Consider the following 21,424-nt stretch of genomic DNA (forward strand, 5'->3'; position numbering starts at 1 on the left):
CAATAAATGATTTTATTTAAACTTTAGTTGTAGATGATTTTAAACCCGGCAGCTTCTTTTAAACCGGCTTGCTTGTAAAGCGCCTGGTAGTTGCTTACCACAATACCATTAGCTCCGGCCTTCCATTTTACTTTTTGTTTGCCGCCCATCAGTAATACCTGCTTAGGCTTGCCCATACCCTCAATATTGATGGTCACGTTATCGCCTTGCTCACCCTCGGGTAATACATAGGCGTAGGCAACTTTTTTATCTTTCGATTTAGTGTAGAACACGTTACCATTTGAATATGGCGCTACCGCGCGCGAGTTATAGATACCCTCGCCGTTGATCTTGATCCACTCCCCAATAGATTTCAGCCTATCGTAAGCGACAGGGTCCCAATCACCATCAGGGCCCGGGCCAATGTTCATCAGCAAATTACCACCGCGCGATACAATTTTAACCAAAAGGTCAATAACATCATGTGCCGATTTGTATTTATCGCCCGGTACATAGCTCCATGAGTTACCCATGGTGATGCAGCTCTCCCATGGATAGCTTAACGGTTTTTCTGGTACTTCCTGCTCAGGAGTAGTATAATTTTCGTACTGCCCGGCAACCGTACGATCAACGACCATTAAACCCGGTTGATGTTGCCTTACCATGGCGGCAATCTTAGGCATATCAATATCCTGGTTAAATTTGATGCCTTTCTGCCACTCAACCGTAGTATCAATGGTTGCTTTTGGCCTTACCCAGCCGCCATCAAGCCATAAAATATCAACCTTGCCATAACCGGTCATTAATTCCTCTATCTGGTTATAGGTAAACTTTTTAAAGGCATCCCAACGCTCCGGATATTTAACCGGGTCATAATTCACGTTACGGTCCTTTGGCGGGAAGTATGGCCACCAGTAATCTTTTGAATGCCAGTCGGGTTTTGAAAAGTAAGCCCCTATCATGAAGTTCTGCTTCCTGAAAGCGTTAAATATCTCTTTGGTAACGTTAGCCCTTGGGTTGGTTGAGAACGGCGATTTTTTATCCGTTATTTTATAGTCGGTTTGCTTGGTGTCAAACATACTAAAGCCGTCATGGTGTTTGGTGGTAAATACCACGTATTTCATGCCGGCTTCGTTGGCTGCTTTAACCCATTTTTCGGGATTGAACTTTACCGGGTTAAAGGTGGTTTGCAAATTCTCATACGCCTTTAAATAATTATTGTAAGTATCAGCATATGGGCCTTTACGCTGCGTCCATCCTTCATCCTCAGGGCAAATGCTCCAGCTTTCAACCACGCCCCATTGGCTGTAGGTACCCCAATGCATAAACAAGCCGAATTTAAGGTCCTGCCATTGGGCCAGCTTGGCTACCACTAACGGGTCATCAGGTTTTTCGTACTTTTTAGACAGGTTGTGTGCCTGCCCTAAAACACCTGTGCTGTACAGCATTGCTGCCGCAGCAAAGGCCTTACATATAGTAGATCTACTTATCATAAATTGTAACCGCTTTATTTTTTAACGCGTTTATTTTATTTACCAGGGGCTGCCCCAAATGCTCAATAACCAGTACCGAGCCACCCAGCAACTGCGCTTTAACATTCAGGTTAGAGATAACAAGTTCAGTTTCGTTAGCCAACTGGGGTATGCAATGCTCATATATAGCCTGTTGTATAGGCGATAACCATAACTTACCTATAACACTTCCCTTACCGCTTAAAACAATGATGGACGGATTCATGATATGTATCAGCATGGCCAATCCGCGACCAATATTGTACGCCGCCTCCGATATCAGCTTTACGGTAAGCATATCGCCCCGTATAGCTTCGCTGATGATAGCATCAACATCTACCAAATCGTAATTTTTGAGGCTGCTTTTTTGCCCGCTCTGCATTTCGGCAACGGCATTTTCGGTAATGGCTATAAGTGATGAATCCGTTTCCAGGCATCCCCGCTTACCACACTTACATATTTTGCCGTTATTAACCAGCGATATGTGGCTGAACTCGCCTGCCAAACCGCTGTGCCCGCGAAACACTTTATTATCTACGATCATACCAAGGCCGATACCCCAGCCCAGGTTAAGTATCATGGCATCATTCTGATCAACAGCCGCGCCAAACTTTTGCTCACCCAGGGCTATCGCTGTCGAATCATTCTCGATGAATACGGGTATCCCCAGATCCTGCTGCAACTTATCAGCCAGGGTGGTATCCGCATCAACATGCAGGTAGCTCAGGTTTATGCCACGCTCGGTTGCTATAAAGCCGGGCATGGTAACGCCTACGCTCAAAAACCTGTCATGAGCTATACCGGTGCCTTTTATAAACTGATCAATACGTGCTACAAGCTCATCGGCCTGCATATCGTATATCACTATCTTTTCCTTTACCGTTTCCTTTACAAACCGGTTGTTAAGGTTAAGCACGGCATATTCAATATCATACTGGCTCATAGCTACTGATATGATAAAGAAGGTATCGGGCACGAGCGAATACTTTAACGGCTTGCGGCCACCGTTCGAGTCGGCATAGCCTTTCTTCTCTATCAATCCCGATTTGATAAGACCGTTTATTACCTTAACGGTATAAGGTATACTTTTATTGATGTAATTACTTATTTCGGTACCCGATAACGAGTTGTGATAACACAAACATTGTATTACGTTGGCGTTATCGTTCAGTACAGACAGATCAGGGTGTAACATATTCCTCGCTTGCTAATAATTATCTTTATTTAATGCAGGGCTTTATACCTGCCTCCTTCATCCTGGCTATTATAACACCAGCTACATTTTTTCCTTGTGTACTGCCTGTTTCTATGCTTTCTATATAGTGTATCCCTCCGTAAAATCTTGACATGCCGGCCTCCAACGCTGCCTGCCGAAATGATGTGAATGAGCGCTTGCCGCTGCCAAATGGTATCTCTGTATCATCCTCGTATTTAAAGTTATCGCCCAGCATATAGGTAAGTACCTCTGCCGATGCCGCCGAAACAACCGAGTGCCCGCTGGTATACTCCGGAAACGGCGGCGTTTGCAATACCGGCTGCCATTTTACATCCATATACCGGTTGATAAATGTTTCGGGCCGTATACGGTTAGTGGCGAATTTTTCTTCCCAGCAGGCGATGAACGAATCCATCAATGTTAGTCCCTCAACATTCAATAAAGCTATCGTTTCGTCAAAGGATAGCCGGGCTTGTTTTGATACCAGCGCCGTTATGTGCATCCAGTGCCCGCCGGGACTTATCTTTTTATAGCCTATAGACATGTGGCCTGATGTGGTAATAGCAAAAGGATTACAATCCCAAAACAGTGCCTGATTGATCTGCTCGTCGGTTAGTTTTTTTGAGGCCTGGTATACTTCTTTTACCTGCTTATAAAACACTGATGCGGTATCTTTACTGAATGGCGTAAGCGGTGCAGGTTTACATTGCGTTGCCGTATCAAGCACCATGGTGCGGATGGTGCGCCAGTTGGGTTCAACGGCCTCAAAATACCCCGGAGGGGTTGGGTACCAGTAGCCCTCGCCTTGTAACGGGGTATAGCGTTTTAACGCGCTTAGTTTGCCGTAGCGGTCGCCTTTTGAAAAGTTAACCGCGTCAACCGCGGCCTGCTGCCCTACCTTGATCGAGTTATCAATGATCTCCTGTTTAATACCTGTTTTTTTAACCAGCATAATAAACGCGTCTTCATCATCTTTGATCAAAAAGCCTGATGGCAGCATTAACCTGGCGGTTTCGAGTATGCTGTAATAGCTGGCTATACGATAATCATAAGCTGCCTTTACCGTATCAATACCGTGTGTGGGCGAGTAGCTTTTTATCAGTTTATTTAATTGCGGAAAGTTTTTATTGTGCGCGGTAACAATGTTATAAGCCCCGAGCATGCAATAAGAATAATATCGCGCCGCTACCGGCGGACTAACAACATCATGCACCATAACCATACTCACATTATGGATAGCATGGCCCGGCCACATATAATCAGGGAAACCTTTGGCACGTTGCTGCGCCTGGCTTGTTGCAGCAACAAACAATATTAAAACAATAACAAGCCTTTGTAAAACTCCCTTCATCAGTACTTATAAAATTGCAATGGCCCTTCTGCCGTACCTACAACTAAAAATTTATCCTTACCGGCCTTTATTTCTATTGCCGATTTTACATCTCCGGTTATTGATAAACCCGACTCGGGCTGCGGCACGTAATTGAATTTGCCTTTACCATCGCCTTTTAATAAAGTTCCGTATCCTGCATCAATGCTGCCAAATTTGAGGCGGTTATCCGAGTGGTTACCCAGCAACAATACGTCTGTATGCTGATCGTTATCAAAATCGCCGGTTATAATTTTAGTAGTTACCGTAAACTGCGCCTGTACCGGTAATGCCGCACCTTCAAATTTGCCGCCTTTATTAATAAAGCAGGTAGTTTCAGTTGTATTGATGCTGAGCATACTGGCCTTGGCCAGCTCATCAGCCGTGAATATCTCCTTAATGGTAGCATCCGAATAGGCACTGTACGATGCAAAACGGCGGCGCATTGGGTATATCTGCTCATTCAGCTCATCACGACTAACAAAGGGGTAGCTTTTACCCTGCACATAAAAACTCAGGAATGGATCGATTGATCCGTTACCGTCAAAATCAGCATAATACAACTCGGCAGCTTGCTTATCTGATGCGTTGAGGGGCGAATTTAACCCCATATTACCGGCAATGATATCGGGTTTACCATCGGCATTTACATCAGCGACAGCTAATGAAAGCCATACGCCCTTTTGAGGTGAAGTAAAGTAATCTGTTGTTTTATCAACAAAGCCATTAGCGGTATTCAGGTAAACAGTTATTGGCATAAACTCACCGCAAACAACCAAGTCAGCACGTTTATCATTATTGAGGTCGACCCATTGCGCATCGGTAACCATACCGGGCTTGGTAGTGGTATATATAGTAAACCTGCCTTTACCATCATTTATCAGCAAAAAACTTTCGGGCGCTGTTGGATATTTGCCCGGCACTACCCTGCCGCCTACAAAAAGATCAAGGTCGCCATCGTTATCAAAATCAAACGGACGAACGCATGATTTACTGCTTGCCCCTGTTTGCGATGGCAAAGCTGTTGGCGCCCAGGTAAAATTGCCCTTTCCATCATTAAGGTAAAGTTCATCCTCAAGATTAGCTGTGTTTGCCTCGTAGTTGGCGTAACCTCCCTTAGCCAGATACAGGTCAGGGAATTTATCGCCATTGGCATCAAAAAAAGCCGCCGCGGCAACGGTACCTATGTTTTGACTATTACCACGTATCAATTCGGTTTCTTTAAAATTGCCCCCTTGCTGTTGCAGGTACACTTTACCAATGCCGGTGTTATCAGCACTGCTAATGTAAACATCTGTCAACCCGTCGCCATTAACATCGGCTGTTACCATTACCGGTGAGGTTTTAGAGTACATGAACATCATCAGCAACTGGCGCTTAAAATCATTAATGGCCAATGCTTGCTGATTAAAATCTATAAGTGGCTTTTGCTTACTGAATATTGTTTTTGTTACGATTACCTGCTCCTTAAATGGCGCGGTTGCGTTTTGCTCAACCTTTAAACGCTGGTTAAGAGTTGGATTGCTGATAATCTGCACCGTTTGATCAGGCCAGATAATTTTCACCGAATCGCATTTCTTAACATCGCCCAAGCCAAAGTTCAGTATGGTTGATGTGCAGCTTAAATATCCTCTGTTCGGGTTTACTTCCTGGTACTGCACACCTTCTGCACTATACAGGTATACCTTTGCGCCAACAGCATTGGTATTGGGCTTTTTGCCGTTTAGCTTAATTGTAAGGTATGTGTTGCTGGTTGTGTTATGGGTATTTTCGTACACCGATGCAGGCTGATTGATATTATTTACTACCAGATCAAGGTCACCATCGTTGTCCAGATCTGCATAGATAGCCCCATTAGATATAGCCGACTCCGTTAAGCCCCATTCGGTTTGTTTGTTACTGAATGTAAGATTGTGATTGTTACTGAATACATAGTTGGGCAGCTTGGTTGAAGGCATAGCCTTTATCAGGTCCATCAGCAGGAAGGGCTCCTTATTCATGGCCTTTTTTATCTTGTAATCGCCCCAGTAACGTAAAAAGTCCTTGTTGGTATAGTCGCGCAGGTAGCCGTTGCTAATAAAGATGTCTTTATATCCATCGTTATCAAAATCGGCTATCAGCGGGCACCAGCTCCAGTCGGTAGCGGCCACGCCTGCCATATTAGCTATTTCGCTAAACGTGCCGTCGCCGTTGTTTAGCTGCAGCATATTGCGCATATATTGTTTGTAGAGATCCTGTTTAAGCATCAGCTCAAACGACTCATAGTTTTCTTCCAATTGTAATGATTTTTGCCTGTGGTTATCCTCGGGCAACATATCAAGGGTAAGGATGTCGGGCAGGCCGTCGTTATTATAATCGGCAATATCAACCCCCATCGAGAAATGCGACAAATGCCTCAGCATTTTCTTTGACGCATCGGTAAAAGTTTTGTTGTGGTTGTTCAGGTAAACGTAGTCGGGCTCGTTATAATCGTTGGTAACGTATATATCCTGCCAGCCGTCCTTATTAATATCGGCAATGGCAATGCCCAAACCAAAGGTTAGCGGATTTTGCAGAATGCCCGCCTTGCTTGTAATATCAGTAAAATGGTTGTTATTATTCTCAAACAGTTTATTGCCCGCCAGCATATCCGTTTCATTTTTGTAACGGGCCAACTCCATATTATCAATTTTTTTGATGTTATGGTTGAGTAAAAACATGTCGAGGTCACCATCGTTATCATAATCAAAAAACGCGGCTTGTGTGCTGTAACCCGGGTCATCAAGGCCGTAAGCGGCTGCCTCTTCCTTGAATTTATTATTGCCCTGGTTGATGAAAAGCTGATTGCGGCGCTGGTTGTTTTCAACCTTGCCCGAGTAGCATATATAAATATCTAAAAGCCCATCGCCATTAACATCGGCCATGGTAACGCCCGTTTTCCATGAACCGGAACGCCCGGCCAGTTCTTTGCAGGCATCTTTGGTGATGTCCTTAAACTTTAATCCGCCTAAATTGAGATACAATTTATTGGGCTGCATATTGGCGGTAAACATCAGGTCTGTTAAGCCATCGTTATTGATATCGCCTGCGGCTACGCCCCCACCGTTGTAAAAATATTCGTACGAAAGTACGTTGAGTGATTCCGTTTCATTTATCGCGTTAGCGAAAGCGATACCAGTTTGCTTTACGTCGAGCTGCCTGAATAAGGGCTGCTGGGCAATCATATCATGAGGTACAGCCAATGCCGCCGTAACACACAAAGCGAACGATCTCAAGCCGACATTAATAAACTTCATCAGGAAAAATGAATGGAGCGTAACGAAATTAAAGCATAGTTGCACCCCGGAAACAGGGCGCAACTATTGCTTTATGTGGTTTTATTATTGTGCATCCCACCAAACACGGGTTGCAAAATTATCAGGACCCTGGCTTTGAACAGCCGCCTGGTAATTGGCACCGTTAGTGTTAATTAATGAACCCGGATAAGGCACACGGCGTGGAATTTGACCAGTTATGAACTGACCTGAAAAAGTAACCGGTGTCAACTGAGGAATTCCAGTCCTTCTCCAGTTGGCGTAAGTTTCATTAAAATTGAATGTAGTTGAAGTAGCTACATAATATTCCATATTGATTTGCTGTAATGCTGTTGCAGCAACCAATGGGTGAGCTGTAACATAAGTAGCAATATCACTTGCATTTACCGTTGCAGCACCTGTAGTATTATACTGGGCAAGCGTAGCCATATCTGCAGTTAAAGCATTAGCATAATGGGTAGCTGCTGCGCCTGTTGCCCAGCCTCTTGTTGCTGCCTCGGCTAATAACAACTCCGATTCGCCATAAGTGTAAATAAAGTTTGCACTTGCCCTGTCAGCGTAAACCTGCAAACGCGGACGTGAATATTTACCCAGTGGAGCTGCTGCATCCTGAGCATCAGCAGCTGGTGTAGAGCCTGGGTAATTAGGAGCATTTACAATACTTGTAATAGTATATCCATTAGGCATGCCTAATTGTAAACTATCTGCATTATTTCCCGGCAGATCGCGATTTTCATTAGCTCTGCGACCATTACCTACGGTAATTTCTGCGATAGCTGAAACACGAGGATCATCAGTTGATTGCATATAATTAAGCAGTGTTCTACCCCAACGCACTTCTCTGAAATCGTCGGTCACACGCAAAGCATCAGCATTGCTGCTCGCATTACCGTTTGGATCAGTCAATACTTTTGCATTATCAGCAACGCTTGACATTGTACCGCCTGCGTAAGCTTTTTCAACCCATGTTCTGGCTGTTTGCGGATCTACTTTAGTTAAACGCATACCTGCTTTTAACATTAAAGAGTAACCTAAACGTTTCCATTGCGCTACGTTACCACCATATAAAAGGTCAGCCGTTGGCCCAGCCTTTGAGGCATCAAGAGCCGCTGTAGCTTGTTCGAGTTGAGTTAAAATAGCAGCGTATATATCTTCCTGTTTATCAAAAACCGGCTCGTATACACCATTATCAGCTAAACCTGCCTGCGAATATGGCGCATCACCATATAAATCTGTAATACGCTGAATAATCATGGCCTGCATGATAGTAGCACAGGCATCAAGATTGGCATATTCAGGTTTGTCTTTAATTAACGTCCTCATCCTTACAACCAAACCAAGCGCAGTATAAGCCCTGTTCCAGGTGTTAGCATAATAACCAGTACCGCCACTGCTAAATACATATTTATCACCATTGGTGTAATAGTTATATGTTGAGGCCAATGACTGTACCCACATACTTTGGAAAAGCAACTGATCATATCCGGTTTGCGAGAACTGTATTTGCGCTTGCGACATAAAATAGTTCGGATCTATTTCAGTTGTTTTATCCGGCTGTGTGTTTATCTCCTCAAAATTTTTGGTACAGCTTGCCATAAACGTAGCACCTGCTACCAGGAAGCTAAAAATATATCGTTTTTTCATCTGTTTAGTTTTTAAATTTAAAGTTCACATTTAAACCATAAGTTCTGGCGAAAGGCAAACTGCTACCTTCAATACCTGAATATCTTGGGTCTGATGAAAATCCAGATTCCGGATCAATGTTATCTGTTTTTTTCATGATTGTCCAAAGGTTACGTGCTACTGCAGACACATTTATGCTGCTGAATGGTGAACCTTTCAAGAAATCAGCATTAAACGTATAACCTAAAGTTACCTGGCGTAATTTAATAAAGCTACCATCAAGTACTGAGAATGTACCTACCTGATTAGCCAGTGCCTGATAATAACTTTGAGCCGGTACATTCACTGTATTTGTTGCGCCGGATTCAGTAACACCGTTACCAACAATACCTGTTTCACGGCCTTCAAGCGTTAATTTATTTAAACCCCTTGAAATACTGTAAGTTTCGGTAGCTGATAATACTTTGTTACCAAAACGGTAATCAACAAGGAAGCCTAAATTGAACTTTTTGTAATTGATGTTGTTATTGAAGCCACCATATATCTTAGGTATGGTTGAACCCATTGCTATCAAATTACCTGCTTGTGGTAAACCTGAATCACTGTATACAATATTACCCGAAGCATCGCGCTTGTAATCGGTAGCTAAAATTTGTGGGCCTGGTAAACCTTCAACAAGTGCTGTAATGGCAAAACCTGAATTCGCTGATGGGCGGAACCTGCCAAAGTTGACGTTACCACCTAAATCATCTGTTTTCAGGATCTTATTTTTAACATAAGTGAAATTAAATGACGGAGTCCAACTGAAATCAGATTTTCTGACAGGAGTACCATGAATTTCAACCTCTAAGCCTCTGTTTTGAGTAGAGCCTGTACCAATGTAACGGTTAGAATAACCTGCAGACCAATCTAAGTTACCTGTAATGATCTCATCATTTGTTTTACGAGAAAAATAAGTAACATCAAAACCAAACCTGTCTCCCCAGAATTTCATTTCCACACCAGCTTCAAGCTCTTTTAAAGTAAACGGTTTTAAAAACAAATTTGGTTGTAAACTACCATATCCGGCTGTTGGTGTACCATTAACTGAATTGTTAAGGTTGTAGTACACTGTATTGGCATAAGCATTAGGGTCACCACTGGTTTGTGCAAATGATAACCTTACTTTACCCAGGTCAACACCATTCATCGGATATAACTCTGAGAAGATAAAGCTACCTGAAACAGAAGGCGAAAATATGCCCGGGCCTACAGATGAACTAATAGAGCTGTAATAATCATAACGACCGGTGGTGCTTAAAACTAAATAATTTTTTAATGAAAAATCTGCTGAATAATAAGCTGAGTTAACTTGCTTTTTGCTTGCAGGATCAACCAGTGGGCCAGAATTTCTTGAATTAAAGTTAGTTAAGCTATAAAAATAAGGGATAATAAATCCGTTATTACCATTAATAAAATTACCTGTTAACTGGCTTTTACGAATGTTACCACCAATGGTCAGGTCTAAATCTAACAGATCTTTAACAAGATAGTGTTTTGCATTAGCCAAAACATCAGCGTTGAACTCTGTAATGTGTGTGTTTGTGGTGTTCATTGCACCATTATCACTGCGGTAAGCAGTACCTGTAGGCTCTATGTCTACTCTACCATCATTGGCATCATCGTAACCTAAACGGCCTTGTACATAAATCCATTTTGTTAGATCATATTTGGCAGATAGAGAAGATATGAAACGATTTCTGTTCACATCTTTGATAAAGTTATTTGCCGCGAAATAAGGGTTAGTAACGTATGGATCATCAGTAAATGATAATTCTTTACCATCTGCAGTTGTGCCCGGTGCTAAAGTAGCCTGATCCTGATTGGGGGCTAAAAATTGCACGTTATTAGGGTTGCCCGGACCATCGCTCAGGCCTGATCTGTTTTTTGATTTCTCGAGTACATAGTTGGCCACTACGTTAATGCTTAACTGCTTTGTAACCTGCTGGCTGCCATTAAAGTTAAACGTTTTTCTGTCCAGATAACTATTTTGCACCATTGAGTTGGCACGAAGATTAGATAGAGACAAACGGAAAGCACCTGTTTCACCACCGCCTGTAAATGATGCAGTATTGGTAAAGCTTGGCGCAGTACGGTAAAAATCGATGTAATTATTCACCGGAGAATATTTATGCATTTGTCCGTCGATTTGCATTACATCTGAACCATCCATTCTTGGCCCCCATGCAAGGTTGCCTGAAGCTCTTGCCTGATCAAGCGTAGTTGGCTTTTGAGGTACATTAAATTCATCAATCCTACCCTGACCATAAACTTGTTGAAAATCAGTATTATCAACCGGCTGATCAAATTGAACGTTGGTATTAAACTCAATACCAAACGGAGAATTCTTTTTACCGGTTTTAGTGGTGATCAAAATTACACCATTGGCAGCACGTGAACCATACAGCGCCGAAGCTGACTGACCTTTAAGCACCGTCATTGTTTCGATATCGTCAGGGTTGATATTTGAAATACCATCACCATAATCGGCACCGCCCCACTCGCCTGATGAACCACGCTGAGTGTTATCCATTGGCACACCGTTTATAACGTATAGCGGGCTGCTTGCGCCAAAGCTGGTTAAACCACGTAATAACACACGTGCTGATGAACCAGGACCACCGTTTGAAGCACCTACACTTAAACCGGCCACACGGCCTTGTAATGATAAGGCAACGTTTGTTTCCTTAGCTTTATTAAGTTGTTCACCATTAACTGTTGATACAGCGTAACCCAGTTTCTTTTGCTCTTTGCTGATACCTAACGCTGTTACAACAACCTCTTTAAGATCGTTTTGCGCAGGTTGCAAACTTACGTTGATAACTGTTTTACCAGCTACAGCTACTTCCTGAGTTGTATAACCTATAAATGAGAATACCAATGTACCGTTATCGGGTGCATTGATAGAGAATTTACCTGAAGCATCAGTAACGGTGCCTGCGGTTGAGCCTTTTACAGCTACTGATACACCCGGAAGCGGAGCGCCTTTTTCGTCAACTACCCTACCGGTTACGGCTACTGGAGCAACTGCTTTTATTGATACCGGTGCTGCAACAACTGTATTGTTAAAGTTGGTTGCGGCCACGGCTAACATGGAGAACTTAAAAATTAATGAGGCTTTTTTTAGCCAATACTTATCCCTTACACCCGATGGATGTTCAAAATATTTCATAATTTTACTCGGTTAAAGTGACTTGATTATGAGGCAATAACAGTTGCCACTGCGATTGCCGTTTGTTAATTAGTTTCTTGCAGGAGTTATGTAAATAATTCCTGTTTTTTTTTGAGGAGTACTGTTTATCTCATATTTTATTTTTTTGTTTAAAGGTTAATACTTAATTAATAAACATACATATCTTTTTTTAAGTGCTGTTAACCGGCCTGCCGGTGATGCTACCTATCAGAAACAGGCCGTTTGTAAATGCCACAACAGCTACCTCCTTCAGTACCGAAGACCATGATTTATATTGGATGAAATTTAATGCGGAATAATCGATTGCAACACACGTAAAAGCGCGGTGATCCGCAGTATTGCTGCGAACATTTAGGTTTGTGCTACTACTCATGTACTTGGTAAAATTTTGGTACATATTTACGTGCTTACAATAGTTATTTTAAAAATGTTGAGGCAATTTAACATTAATGTTACATATCCAAAACAATTTTTAATTTTTTTTTATAAACATTATCCAAAATATTAAAAAACTGTAATCTTGACAGTACTTTTTAAATATTTTAATTATTCACTAATATATAGATTATAATTTTATTTAAAAACCGACCTTAAGCATTTTGATTAAATAACAAATTGTTAAAACTTGAGGCATAATATTGATATTTATGATGTATATCACATAAAATTATGTTCAAATTTTTAATAAAACGTTTTAGGTTATGACCCACTCCAAGCTATCCTCTAAACGGCTGTTTTATAAAAAAATAAAATTAGCTTTGTGATAACGATAACCAATTAGTCAACTTAAATGAACTTTGACAGCAAATTAGCTACTGTACCAAGCCTGATACATAATATTGTTAACAACATACATCCTGTTACCCAGCCGTTTTTATGCCATAAGGTAAAGAACGATTGGATTGACATTTCATACCAGGAAGCGCTCGAAAAAATAAATGCCGTATCGGCATGGTTGCTGCATATAGGTGTAAAAAAAGGCGACAATATTGCGTTAATAATCGAGAACGGTCCGGACTATATCTATTACGATCAGGCTCTACAACAGATAGGTGCTGTTAACACTTCCATCTACCCTACCCTTAGTGAGGCCGATGTAGAGTATATATTAAATGATTCGCAGGCGCGTACCATATTGGTGGGTAACCCGTTTCTCTTCCGTAAGATACAGAAGATAGCCAACAACTGCCCTGGCCTGATCCGCATTATTCCTGCTTTTGATGATTTTGAGAAACATGTATCAGGTGTGTTAAATGCCGGTATTATAGGGTTTAAGCAGGTTATTGCCGAAGGCACGTCACTATTAAATCAATATGAATCAGCTATAAAGATCGCACGTGAGGCCATACTTCCGTCTGATCTTTCATGCCTTATATATACCTCGGGCACCACGGGTACACCCAAAGGCGCCATGCTTACCCATTATAACCTTACCGCTAACGTATGGGCCAGCCTGATGCAGATCACCGTGGTTGAAAAAACAGATGTATTCCTGTCGTTCCTGCCCCTATCGCATGTATTTGAGCGCACAGCTACCTACCATATTTGTTTGGCGGCGGGTTGTAAAATAGTGTTTGCGCAAAGCCTTGAGCTGTTGGCAAAAAACATGGGTGAAGTAAAGCCCACCATTATGAACTGTGTGCCCCGCCTGCTTGAACGCATACAGGACAAGGCCATGAAAAGCGGCACCGAAGCAGGTGGTTTTAAGGCCAAGATATTTTTATGGGCACTTAGGGTAGGCCGCAAATACCGTTACGCTATTGAGGCAGGTAAATTGCCGGGGTTGATACTTAATACTCAAAACAAGCTTGCCGATAAGCTGGTATTCAGCAAAATAAAGGAGAAAACCGGCGGGCGTTTAAAGTTCATGATATCGGGTGGCGGTGCATTACCCAAAAATGTGGGTGAGTTTTTTGGCGATCTGGGCATTAAGGTTCTGGAGGGTTACGGGCTTACTGAAACATCACCGGTAATGAGCGTTAACGAGCAGGACAGGCAGGTTTATGGTACCGCCGGGCGCGTTATTCCGGGTATTGAAGTTGCTATACAAAATATTGATACACAAAAAATTTACACCATACAAACGCACGAAAACTTTAAGCCAGAATTTGAATCAGAAGAAGGTGAGATCATTGTACGGGGCCATTGCGTAATGAAGGGCTACTGGAACAAACCTGAAGATACCGCAGCCGCGATAGATAAGGATGGTTGGTTCCATACGGGCGATATCGGTCGTTTTTTTAAGGGCAATATCCAGATAACCGACCGGTTGAAAAACATGCTGGTAAACGCCTATGGTAAAAATGTTTATCCAACACCTGTTGAAAATACTTATCTGAAGAGTCCGCGTATTGAAGGTGTATTTTTAATTGGCGACAGGCGCGAATACATTACGGCTATTATCATCCCATCAAAAGATGCCCTACAAACCAAATTTGGCTTGCCCGAAAGTTTTTTTGAGCAGGAAAAAACTTTTATTGAAGATGCCGAAATAATTAAATGGATAGCGGAGGACGTTCGCAAATTTTCAAACGAACTGGCAAAATTTGAACGCATAAAAAGCTTCAAGGTTAAACGCAAGCCGTTTAGCATGGAGGATGGCGAGATCACGCCTACTATGAAAGCCAAACGCCGCGTTATTGAAAACAAATACGCCCGGGCTATTGATGACCTGTACGCCGCTGATGCGGATGATACATTATAATATACATTATTGCGCTATGATCTTGAATTCGGTGCGCCGGTTTAACTGGCGGCCGCTTTCGGTATTATTATCAGCGATGGGCTGTGTTTCTCCGAAACCTTTATATATTAATCTGGAGGCGGCTACTTTGGCAGCTACCAGATAATTATACACTTCCTTCGCCCTGTTTTCTGAAAGTACCTTATTCAGATCATCATTACCCATGTTATCAGTATGGCCTGATATTTCAATCTTTACGGCAGCATTATCATTCATAAACTGTATCAGCTTAGCTAACTCAGCCTTTGATTCGGTTTTAAGATCATACTTATTCGTATCAAAAAATATATTGCGCAACACTACCTTTTTACCTACCTCAATGGGCGACAATTCAACATTAATAATAAACGGCGATTTAGGTACCTGCCCAATCAACGAAAAATTTTCTGAATAAAACAGATATCCGGTTTTAGATATGTTTAAACCATAGTTTTTGCCCGAAGTGAGCGTAGCTAAAAAGCCGCCATCATCCTCGCCGCTGTAATCCTGGTAAACAATACGGTTTCGCTCCAGTTCAATAATCTCCACATCAGCCTCAATAGGTTGTTTGGTTTTAGCGTCAACCACCTTGCCCTTTACATAAGTTACCAGTTTGGGCCGTGCCTTTGGCGGCATCTCAAAGGTGTAAATATCAAACCCGCCGCTGCCTTGCAGCTTGTTTGACGAAAAGAACGCGTAATCGCCGTGCGCGGTGAGGGTAAGCCCATTCTCATCTCCGCTTGAATTGATAGGATAACCCAGGTTTTCGGGCTTTTGCCATTTACCGGCGGCATCAAGCCTGCTCACAAACAGATCCTTATTGCCTAAGCCTGGCCAACCGTTTGAGCAAAAATAGAGCGTGTTATCATCGGGGTGTATAAAGGGCGATTGTTCATCATAAGGCGTATTGATGCCCGGCCCCAGATTTTCAGGCTCTGTCCACCCTTTATCCGTTAGTGTAGTTTTCCAGATATCATATCCCCCGATGCCTCCGGCCTTATTGCTCACAAAATAAAGTGTACGCCCATCGGCACTAATGGATGGCTGCGACTCCCATGCGCCCGTATTTACCGGCGGGTTAATACCTACAGGTTTCCCCCAGCCGTTGCCACGCCGCTGTGCAATATAAATATCGCACTTACCTCTTCCATCCGGCCGGTTACAGCCTGTAAAAAACAAGTAGTGCCCATCCTGCGATATGGATTGCGCGCCCTCGTTATAATTAGGGGTATTGATATTATCGCTCAGGTAAGTGGCAGGCTGCCATTTATCATCCTTTTTCTCGCTTTTATAAAAATCTTCGTTGTTGTTTATCTTCCGGGTAAAAATCAAGGTACTTTCATCGGCAGTAGCTACCGGCATATATTCATCATCGGCAGAGTTTACGCCCTTGCCCAAATTAAGGGGTTTAAATGCTACCGGATTTTTAACAGCCACAATGGCAAAATCACAATCGGCAATCAGCTTTTGGGCATACGCCATATTTTGCAGTGTGATATTAGCAAAGGTGAGGTATTTTTGCAGATGCTGTTTGGCCTGCTCATACTGCGCCTCGGTAACCTCTACCTCACCCAACTTCAGGTATACAGCACGGTTAAAATCAGGGTTAATGGCTATGGCTTTACGGTAATGATCTATCGCGGCAGCGTAATCACGTTTGCGGCGGTACAGATCGGCAAGCTGAATATGGGCTTCAATAAATTTATTATCAGCAGAAACCGCTTTGCCAAGTTCGGCTATGGCTTCATCAAACAGGCGATCGTCCATTAAATGGTTGGCAGCAACAAAATGCTTAATGGCCTGCTTATCGTTACTGGTGTATTGCCCGCTTTGGGCAAAAGTATTAAAGGTAATTAACGATAAAAAGAACAGTATATATACATATCGCATAAAACCCGGTTACGATGTTACGTAAACCAAGTTACAACAATCAGGGAATATTCAAAAACTTATGCGTTTGCAATGATATTTCCCACTGAGGATTGTTCATTACATAATCTACAATAAGCGGAGTCATTTCCTTAGCGCGCGACCATTCGGGCTGTAAAAACAGTTTGCATCCCGGTGATACATTTTTGGCATGCTGCTCAGCAAATTCAAAGTCGGACTTGTTAAAAATGATCACCTTCAATTCATGAGCCATTACAGCCACATCAGGCGATGGTGCCTTGAATTTTTTAGGCGACAGGCAGATCCAGTCCCAGTTACCCGATAGCGGATATGCGCCCGATGTTTCAATAAACGTACGGATGCCGTTAGCCTGTAACCTGCTGGTAAGGTAATCAAGGTTATATATCAACGGCTCGCCGCCGGTAACCACAACATTTTTAGCCGGAAATTTCGAAGCATGTTCAACTATAGTATCAGCGGCAGTGAGTGCATGCAGTTCAGCATCCCAGCTCTCTTTTACATCGCACCAATGGCAACCTACATCGCAGCCGCCAAGGCGGATAAAGTATGCGGCCTTACCGGTATTGTATCCCTCGCCCTGTATCGTGTAAAACTCTTCCATTAATGGAAGCAATGTGCCGTCGTCCGGAATTTGATGTGCCATAGTAATAATCGGCAAATATACACATTAGCGGCTAAGTGATTTTTACAGGCTTTTTTTATTTTATTGATTATTAGTTATTTTACTTTAAATTTACCTTAATGAAAAAACGCTACCTGCCTATCACCCTCATAACCATGCTCTTGCTATCATCATGTGTTGATATTGAGGAGCGTTACAGCTTTGCCGCCGATGGATCGTGCAGGGTAATTTACGGTTTTGATATGAGCCGGGCTATATCGGTATTACAAAACCTGATGACCGACTCGTTGCGTACCACACCGCAATTTTCCATGAAAAAGGATACCGTGCTTAATTTTTATAGTGCCATACCCGACAGCATTCAGCGTACCATGACCGCCGAAGATATTAAACTGGCCCAAACCAGCGACCTTGCTGTTAAGATGGACCTGCAAAAAAGCCTGATGAATGTTAAGGTTAGCCACTATGCTAAAAACACTGCCGACCTGGAGTATTACCTGAAAAATATTTCGAAAATATCGCAAAGCAGCCAGTTGAGCGCGCTGACCAAAGGACAAGGCCGTAATACCGAAAGCGATTCAAAATCATTAATAGGCAGCCAGGATTATTATACTTATGAGATAACACCTACCCGCTTTCGCCGGATAGTTGACAAAATTAAGTTCAACGCTTTTTTAAAGAAAACACAATCAACCCTGGTAATGGCCAAAGCCATGCTTATTGATATGCCCTACAAGGTGGTGCTCAACTTTGCAAAACCGGTAAAAAAGGTAAACAACCCTAAAGCCGTACTCTCTGCCGACAGGCGCAGCGTTACCCTGATCACCGATATGGACGAAATTATACGCAACCCGGCAGTGATGAACCTGCAGGTTGATTTTTAACAATGAAGTGGTTTAAAGTTGACGATATAAACCCCACCGATACCTTCATAAAAAAAATAAAGGCCGAAGGCAAAAGCATTTGTGTTGTTGGTTATGAAGGTAAAATATACGCGCTCTCGGCAAGATGCCCCCATGCGGGTGAAGACTTGAGCCGTGGTTGGTGTAACGAAGGTAAACTGGTTTGCCCCGTTCACCGTTTCTCCTACTCGCTCCACAATGGCCGTGGCAGCACCGGGCAAGGCGATTACGTGCGCACCTATCCTGTTAAACTATCAAACGGGAATATTTACATCGGCATCAATTCCTTCTGGCAAAAAATCAGAACGTTGTTAGGCCGGGATGATTCACTTTTTGAAGAATGAGAACGACGAGTGGCCGTATTTACGCTGCTCAACAAAAGCCGGGTGATTGCTGAGGTTTTGCATGGATTGATGCTCAATGATAAGCAAGCCACCATCAACCAGCACATCCTTTTCAAAAACTACCTTAGCTATTTCGGGTATACGGTTAAGATCATACGGCGGATCAGCGAAGACGATGTCGTACTGCTCTGTTTCCATATCCAGGTATTTAAAAACATCAGCCCGGTAGGTTTTGATGCTTTCGAGGCCATGTTTTTTGGCCATATCTTTCAAATAGTTTAACCCGGTTATATTACGATCGATAGCTGTTACCTGACTTGCTCCTCTTGATGAAAATTCAAGCGACAGGTTGCCCGTACCGCTAAACAGATCAAGTACTTTTATATCTTCAAGTTCGATTTGATTTTGCAGGATGTTGAACAGCGCCTCTTTAGCCAGATCGGTAGTTGGGCGCGCCGGCAAATTATTGGGCGGATTTAAACGTAAGCCACGCAGTTTGCCACCTATAATGCGCATAATGATAAAGCTACTAACGATAATACCTGCTGCTGCTCTATATCCAACGGTAATTGTACCAGGCTGATGTTATTCAGCTCAACCGCTTTAAAATATGGTGCGGCTGTACTGATCAGTTCATCACCGGCCTCAACCGCCCCACTTACTGATAAGCGTACATCGGCCGTTTCCATATTAATCGCCTTGGCAGCAAGGGCGGCAAAGTAAACCGCATCACTATCGCTATTACATTCAAAGCTGTTGTAATAGCGTATTTTATCGTACCGCAAATACAGTAGTTCTATCCGGTTATCCAGCAGGTTAATATAAATAGTATCATCAGCCGGCTGGTTCGCGGCAATGGCTTTCACCCACCCTTTGGCATTAAAAACGGTATACGCTAAACCAAAACGTGTTTTAGCCAGATCGGCCAGTTTAGTATCTGCTTTATATATTATAAAATTTTCGCTGTCAAGCTGCTGTACAAAAACGCTTTCGGTTGGTTGTACATTTAACAAACGGGCATAACCGTTAGCATTGGCGGCATCATAAACCTGTACAGGAATCAGCGAAAAGCCTGTTGCAGGCAAACCAACAACCAATTGCTTATAATCGGCCTCAAAAATATCGGCCAGTTCTTCGGGTGCCGAAAGCTCCTGAAGCGGGTGATTGCTTTCGCAAACCAGCAACTTATCGTTTGCTGTTATAGCGTAGCTAAACCCGTTGCCATGCAACTGTACCAGCAAGGTACAATCAGTTGCCGCATCAAGCCCGAAAGCTTCGTCATGATAGTTAAATGTAGGTTCGTTCATGTATACAGTAGCAGCAAAAGTAATATTTTTTTATTGCGGAGGATACATCAGGGTCAGGCTATTGCTTGTTGAGGCTATAAAGCTGTAATAATTGTTTATCACCAGCCATATACATTTCCTTCTCCAACGTAAAGTTTAGCTTACCCAACAACGCCCGTGAACGCGCATTTTGCGGAATAGTTATGGCCACAATACGCTTCAGGCCAAAATCAGTAAAACCCTTTTTTACCACAGCATCGGCTGCTTCAAAAGCATAGCCCCGGCCTGAATGCTCTTCAAACAAAGCGTAACCTATATCAATATCTTCCAGATTATTGCGTTTGATCAATCCACACAGGCCAATAGCGCTATCGCCTACCTTTAATGTAACAGCCCACAAACCCAGGCCATAATCTGCATAGCTTTTTATAGGGCCCTGCAAATATTTTTCAGCGTCGGCAATGGTATGCACGTTACGGTCGCCAACGTTAGTTAACCATCCGGGTGTATTTAGTAAGGCCAGTATAAATCCGGCATCATTTAAGGTTAGTTCACGCAAAACAAGGCGCTCTGTTTCAATAATTATATTGGCCATTATACAGCCAATATAATTATAAAATTATTAGGTTATGCCCCCTGCCCCAGGTTGATCATTAACCCGCCATCCATTGCATAGGTAGAGCCGGTAACATAATTAGCCGCCGGTGAAGCCAGGAACAGAGCTACCTGTGCTATCTCCTCGGGTTTGCCCGCGCGTTTAGCCGGTATATGTGCGGTAGCTTCCTTTAACTTTTCAGGGTCATCCATAGCTTTTTGGTTCATCGGCGTAAGTATCATACCTGGTGCTATGTTATTTACCGTAGTGCCGCTTTCGGCCAGTTCAAGCGCCAGCGAACGGGTAAAATTACGCAGGGCACCTTTCGAGGCATTATAATCCGCATTGCCCGGCGTAGCTATCTCTTCGTGTATGGATGATATATTGATGATTTTACCCTTTATGTTTTTTTCGGCCAAATGCCTTACAAACTTACGGCTGGTAAAAAACGGACCATAAACATTGGTGCGGATGCACAGATCAAAAGTTTTGGTTTCCATATCGGCCACTTTAATGTTCGATCCGTTTACGGCAGCGTTGTTTACCAATATATCAAGGCCGCCAAGTTCGCTTATAATATTATCGATAGCCTGGTCTACTTCGTGTTCCTCGGTTACATCCAGCTTGAACGACATGGCTTTTACGCCTTGCTCTTCAATACGTATTTTAGTTTCTTTAGCGCCTTCTTCGTCAGAGTGATAGCAAATAGCTACTGAAGCACCTTCTTTTGCGAATGCTATAGCTGTGGCCCTGCCAATGCCCGAGTCGGCACCGGTTATAAAAGCTACTTTTGATTGTAATATGCCCATATTTTTAACG

Annotated in this window: 16 protein-coding genes; 3 read left to right on the plus strand and 13 right to left on the minus strand. The window is 42.9% G+C overall.

The genetic code is table 11. The features are described 5' to 3' along the window. Positions 1 to 23: 23 nt before the first annotated feature. The 7 genes from LJ707_RS05020 to LJ707_RS05050 all read right to left on the minus strand — a co-directional run bounded on the left by LJ707_RS05020 (position 24) and on the right by LJ707_RS05050 (position 12,596). On the minus strand, positions 24 to 1,472 hold the full coding sequence (locus tag LJ707_RS05020; RefSeq protein ID WP_228949701.1) for an alpha-L-fucosidase: 1,449 nt from the start codon (positions 1,470 to 1,472) through the stop codon (positions 24 to 26). After that, a complete protein-coding gene (locus LJ707_RS05025; RefSeq protein WP_228949702.1) occupies positions 1,462 to 2,685 on the minus strand; it encodes an ROK family protein in 1,224 nt (407 codons plus the stop codon). Before LJ707_RS05025 ends, LJ707_RS05020 begins: the two co-directional genes overlap by 11 nt. Positions 2,686 to 2,710: 25 nt before the next feature. Continuing rightward, positions 2,711 to 4,057, minus strand: coding sequence for a vanadium-dependent haloperoxidase (locus LJ707_RS05030; RefSeq protein ID WP_228949703.1), 1,347 nt, complete (start codon positions 4,055 to 4,057; stop codon positions 2,711 to 2,713). Then, positions 4,057 to 7,350: a VCBS repeat-containing protein gene (locus LJ707_RS05035; RefSeq protein WP_228949704.1), complete on the minus strand. Its 3,294-nt coding sequence runs from the start codon at positions 7,348 to 7,350 to the stop codon at positions 4,057 to 4,059. The genes LJ707_RS05030 and LJ707_RS05035 overlap by 1 nt, the downstream gene beginning before the upstream one ends. An 84-nt stretch (positions 7,351 to 7,434) precedes the next feature. Continuing rightward, positions 7,435 to 9,012, minus strand: coding sequence for a SusD/RagB family nutrient-binding outer membrane lipoprotein (locus LJ707_RS05040; RefSeq protein ID WP_228949705.1), 1,578 nt, complete (start codon positions 9,010 to 9,012; stop codon positions 7,435 to 7,437). A gap of 4 nt (positions 9,013 to 9,016) precedes the next feature. Further along, a complete protein-coding gene (locus LJ707_RS05045; protein ID WP_228949706.1) occupies positions 9,017 to 12,202 on the minus strand; it encodes a SusC/RagA family TonB-linked outer membrane protein in 3,186 nt (1,061 codons plus the stop codon). Positions 12,203 to 12,392: 190 nt separating this feature from the next. Then, the gene (locus LJ707_RS05050; RefSeq protein ID WP_228949707.1) at positions 12,393 to 12,596 is read right to left on the minus strand and encodes a hypothetical protein; all 204 of its coding nucleotides are present in this window, start codon (positions 12,594 to 12,596) and stop codon (positions 12,393 to 12,395) included. Between the two features lie 417 nt (positions 12,597 to 13,013). Between LJ707_RS05050 and LJ707_RS05055 the strand changes: the two genes are divergently transcribed. After that, positions 13,014 to 14,927, plus strand: a complete 1,914-nt coding sequence (locus LJ707_RS05055; RefSeq protein WP_228949708.1) for a long-chain fatty acid--CoA ligase — start codon at positions 13,014 to 13,016, stop codon at positions 14,925 to 14,927. Positions 14,928 to 14,933: 6 nt separating this feature from the next. Here LJ707_RS05055 and LJ707_RS05060 read toward each other — a convergent pair whose 3' ends face one another. Both LJ707_RS05060 and LJ707_RS05065 read right to left on the minus strand, forming a co-directional pair. Beyond that, a complete protein-coding gene (locus LJ707_RS05060) occupies positions 14,934 to 16,835 on the minus strand; it encodes an OmpA family protein (RefSeq protein WP_228949709.1) in 1,902 nt (633 codons plus the stop codon). 40 nt (positions 16,836 to 16,875) lie between these two features. Next, complete coding sequence (locus LJ707_RS05065) at positions 16,876 to 17,499, minus strand: 7-carboxy-7-deazaguanine synthase QueE (protein WP_228949710.1); 624 nt, start codon at positions 17,497 to 17,499, stop codon at positions 16,876 to 16,878. Positions 17,500 to 17,597: 98 nt separating this feature from the next. Here LJ707_RS05065 and LJ707_RS05070 point away from each other — a divergent pair, with 98 nt between their 5' ends. Both LJ707_RS05070 and LJ707_RS05075 read left to right on the plus strand, forming a co-directional pair. Then, on the plus strand, positions 17,598 to 18,362 hold the full coding sequence (locus LJ707_RS05070) for a hypothetical protein (RefSeq protein WP_228949711.1): 765 nt from the start codon (positions 17,598 to 17,600) through the stop codon (positions 18,360 to 18,362). A 2-nt stretch (positions 18,363 to 18,364) separates the two neighbouring features. Beyond that, positions 18,365 to 18,724 carry a Rieske 2Fe-2S domain-containing protein gene (locus tag LJ707_RS05075; protein ID WP_228949712.1) on the plus strand — a complete coding sequence of 120 codons (360 nt, stop codon included), beginning with the start codon at positions 18,365 to 18,367 and terminating at the stop codon, positions 18,722 to 18,724. On the opposite strand, the gene rsmD is transcribed toward LJ707_RS05075, so the two are convergent. From rsmD to LJ707_RS05095, 4 genes are read right to left on the minus strand one after another with little or no spacing between them, the layout of a single operon-like run. Beyond that, positions 18,707 to 19,240: a 16S rRNA (guanine(966)-N(2))-methyltransferase RsmD gene (rsmD, locus tag LJ707_RS05080; RefSeq protein WP_228949713.1), complete on the minus strand. Its 534-nt coding sequence runs from the start codon at positions 19,238 to 19,240 to the stop codon at positions 18,707 to 18,709. The genes LJ707_RS05075 and rsmD overlap by 18 nt on opposite strands. Continuing rightward, positions 19,228 to 20,031 (minus strand): DUF3822 family protein, encoded by an 804-nt coding sequence (locus tag LJ707_RS05085; protein ID WP_228949714.1) that lies wholly within the window; start codon positions 20,029 to 20,031, stop codon positions 19,228 to 19,230. The genes rsmD and LJ707_RS05085 overlap by 13 nt, the downstream gene beginning before the upstream one ends. A 58-nt stretch (positions 20,032 to 20,089) precedes the next feature. Next, positions 20,090 to 20,605 (minus strand): GNAT family N-acetyltransferase, encoded by a 516-nt coding sequence (locus tag LJ707_RS05090; RefSeq protein WP_228949715.1) that lies wholly within the window; start codon positions 20,603 to 20,605, stop codon positions 20,090 to 20,092. 32 nt (positions 20,606 to 20,637) lie between these two features. Beyond that, positions 20,638 to 21,414, minus strand: a complete 777-nt coding sequence (locus tag LJ707_RS05095; RefSeq protein ID WP_228949716.1) for an SDR family NAD(P)-dependent oxidoreductase — start codon at positions 21,412 to 21,414, stop codon at positions 20,638 to 20,640. Between the last annotated feature and the right edge of the window lie 10 nt (positions 21,415 to 21,424).

It is taken from the genome of Mucilaginibacter sp. UR6-1 (assembly GCF_020880975.1).
Classification (GTDB): Bacteria; Bacteroidota; Bacteroidia; order Sphingobacteriales; family Sphingobacteriaceae; genus Mucilaginibacter.

Coding starts and splice junctions, on each gene's coding strand:
- LJ707_RS05060 (WP_228949709.1), bottom strand. CDS start 16,835: ATGCGATATGTATATATACTGTTCTTTTTATCGTTAATTACCTTTAAT.
- rsmD (WP_228949713.1), bottom strand. CDS start 19,240: ATGCGCATTATAGGTGGCAAACTGCGTGGCTTACGTTTAAATCCGCCC.
- LJ707_RS05090 (WP_228949715.1), bottom strand. CDS start 20,605: ATGGCCAATATAATTATTGAAACAGAGCGCCTTGTTTTGCGTGAACTA.
- LJ707_RS05020 (WP_228949701.1), bottom strand. CDS start 1,472: ATGATAAGTAGATCTACTATATGTAAGGCCTTTGCTGCGGCAGCAATG.
- LJ707_RS05055 (WP_228949708.1), top strand. CDS start 13,014: ATGAACTTTGACAGCAAATTAGCTACTGTACCAAGCCTGATACATAAT.
- LJ707_RS05045 (WP_228949706.1), bottom strand. CDS start 12,202: ATGAAATATTTTGAACATCCATCGGGTGTAAGGGATAAGTATTGGCTA.
- LJ707_RS05085 (WP_228949714.1), bottom strand. CDS start 20,031: ATGAACGAACCTACATTTAACTATCATGACGAAGCTTTCGGGCTTGAT.
- LJ707_RS05025 (WP_228949702.1), bottom strand. CDS start 2,685: ATGTTACACCCTGATCTGTCTGTACTGAACGATAACGCCAACGTAATA.
- LJ707_RS05030 (WP_228949703.1), bottom strand. CDS start 4,057: ATGAAGGGAGTTTTACAAAGGCTTGTTATTGTTTTAATATTGTTTGTT.
- LJ707_RS05075 (WP_228949712.1), top strand. CDS start 18,365: ATGAAGTGGTTTAAAGTTGACGATATAAACCCCACCGATACCTTCATA.
- LJ707_RS05065 (WP_228949710.1), bottom strand. CDS start 17,499: ATGGCACATCAAATTCCGGACGACGGCACATTGCTTCCATTAATGGAA.
- LJ707_RS05050 (WP_228949707.1), bottom strand. CDS start 12,596: ATGAGTAGTAGCACAAACCTAAATGTTCGCAGCAATACTGCGGATCAC.
- LJ707_RS05070 (WP_228949711.1), top strand. CDS start 17,598: ATGAAAAAACGCTACCTGCCTATCACCCTCATAACCATGCTCTTGCTA.
- LJ707_RS05095 (WP_228949716.1), bottom strand. CDS start 21,414: ATGGGCATATTACAATCAAAAGTAGCTTTTATAACCGGTGCCGACTCG.
- LJ707_RS05040 (WP_228949705.1), bottom strand. CDS start 9,012: ATGAAAAAACGATATATTTTTAGCTTCCTGGTAGCAGGTGCTACGTTT.
- LJ707_RS05035 (WP_228949704.1), bottom strand. CDS start 7,350: ATGAAGTTTATTAATGTCGGCTTGAGATCGTTCGCTTTGTGTGTTACG.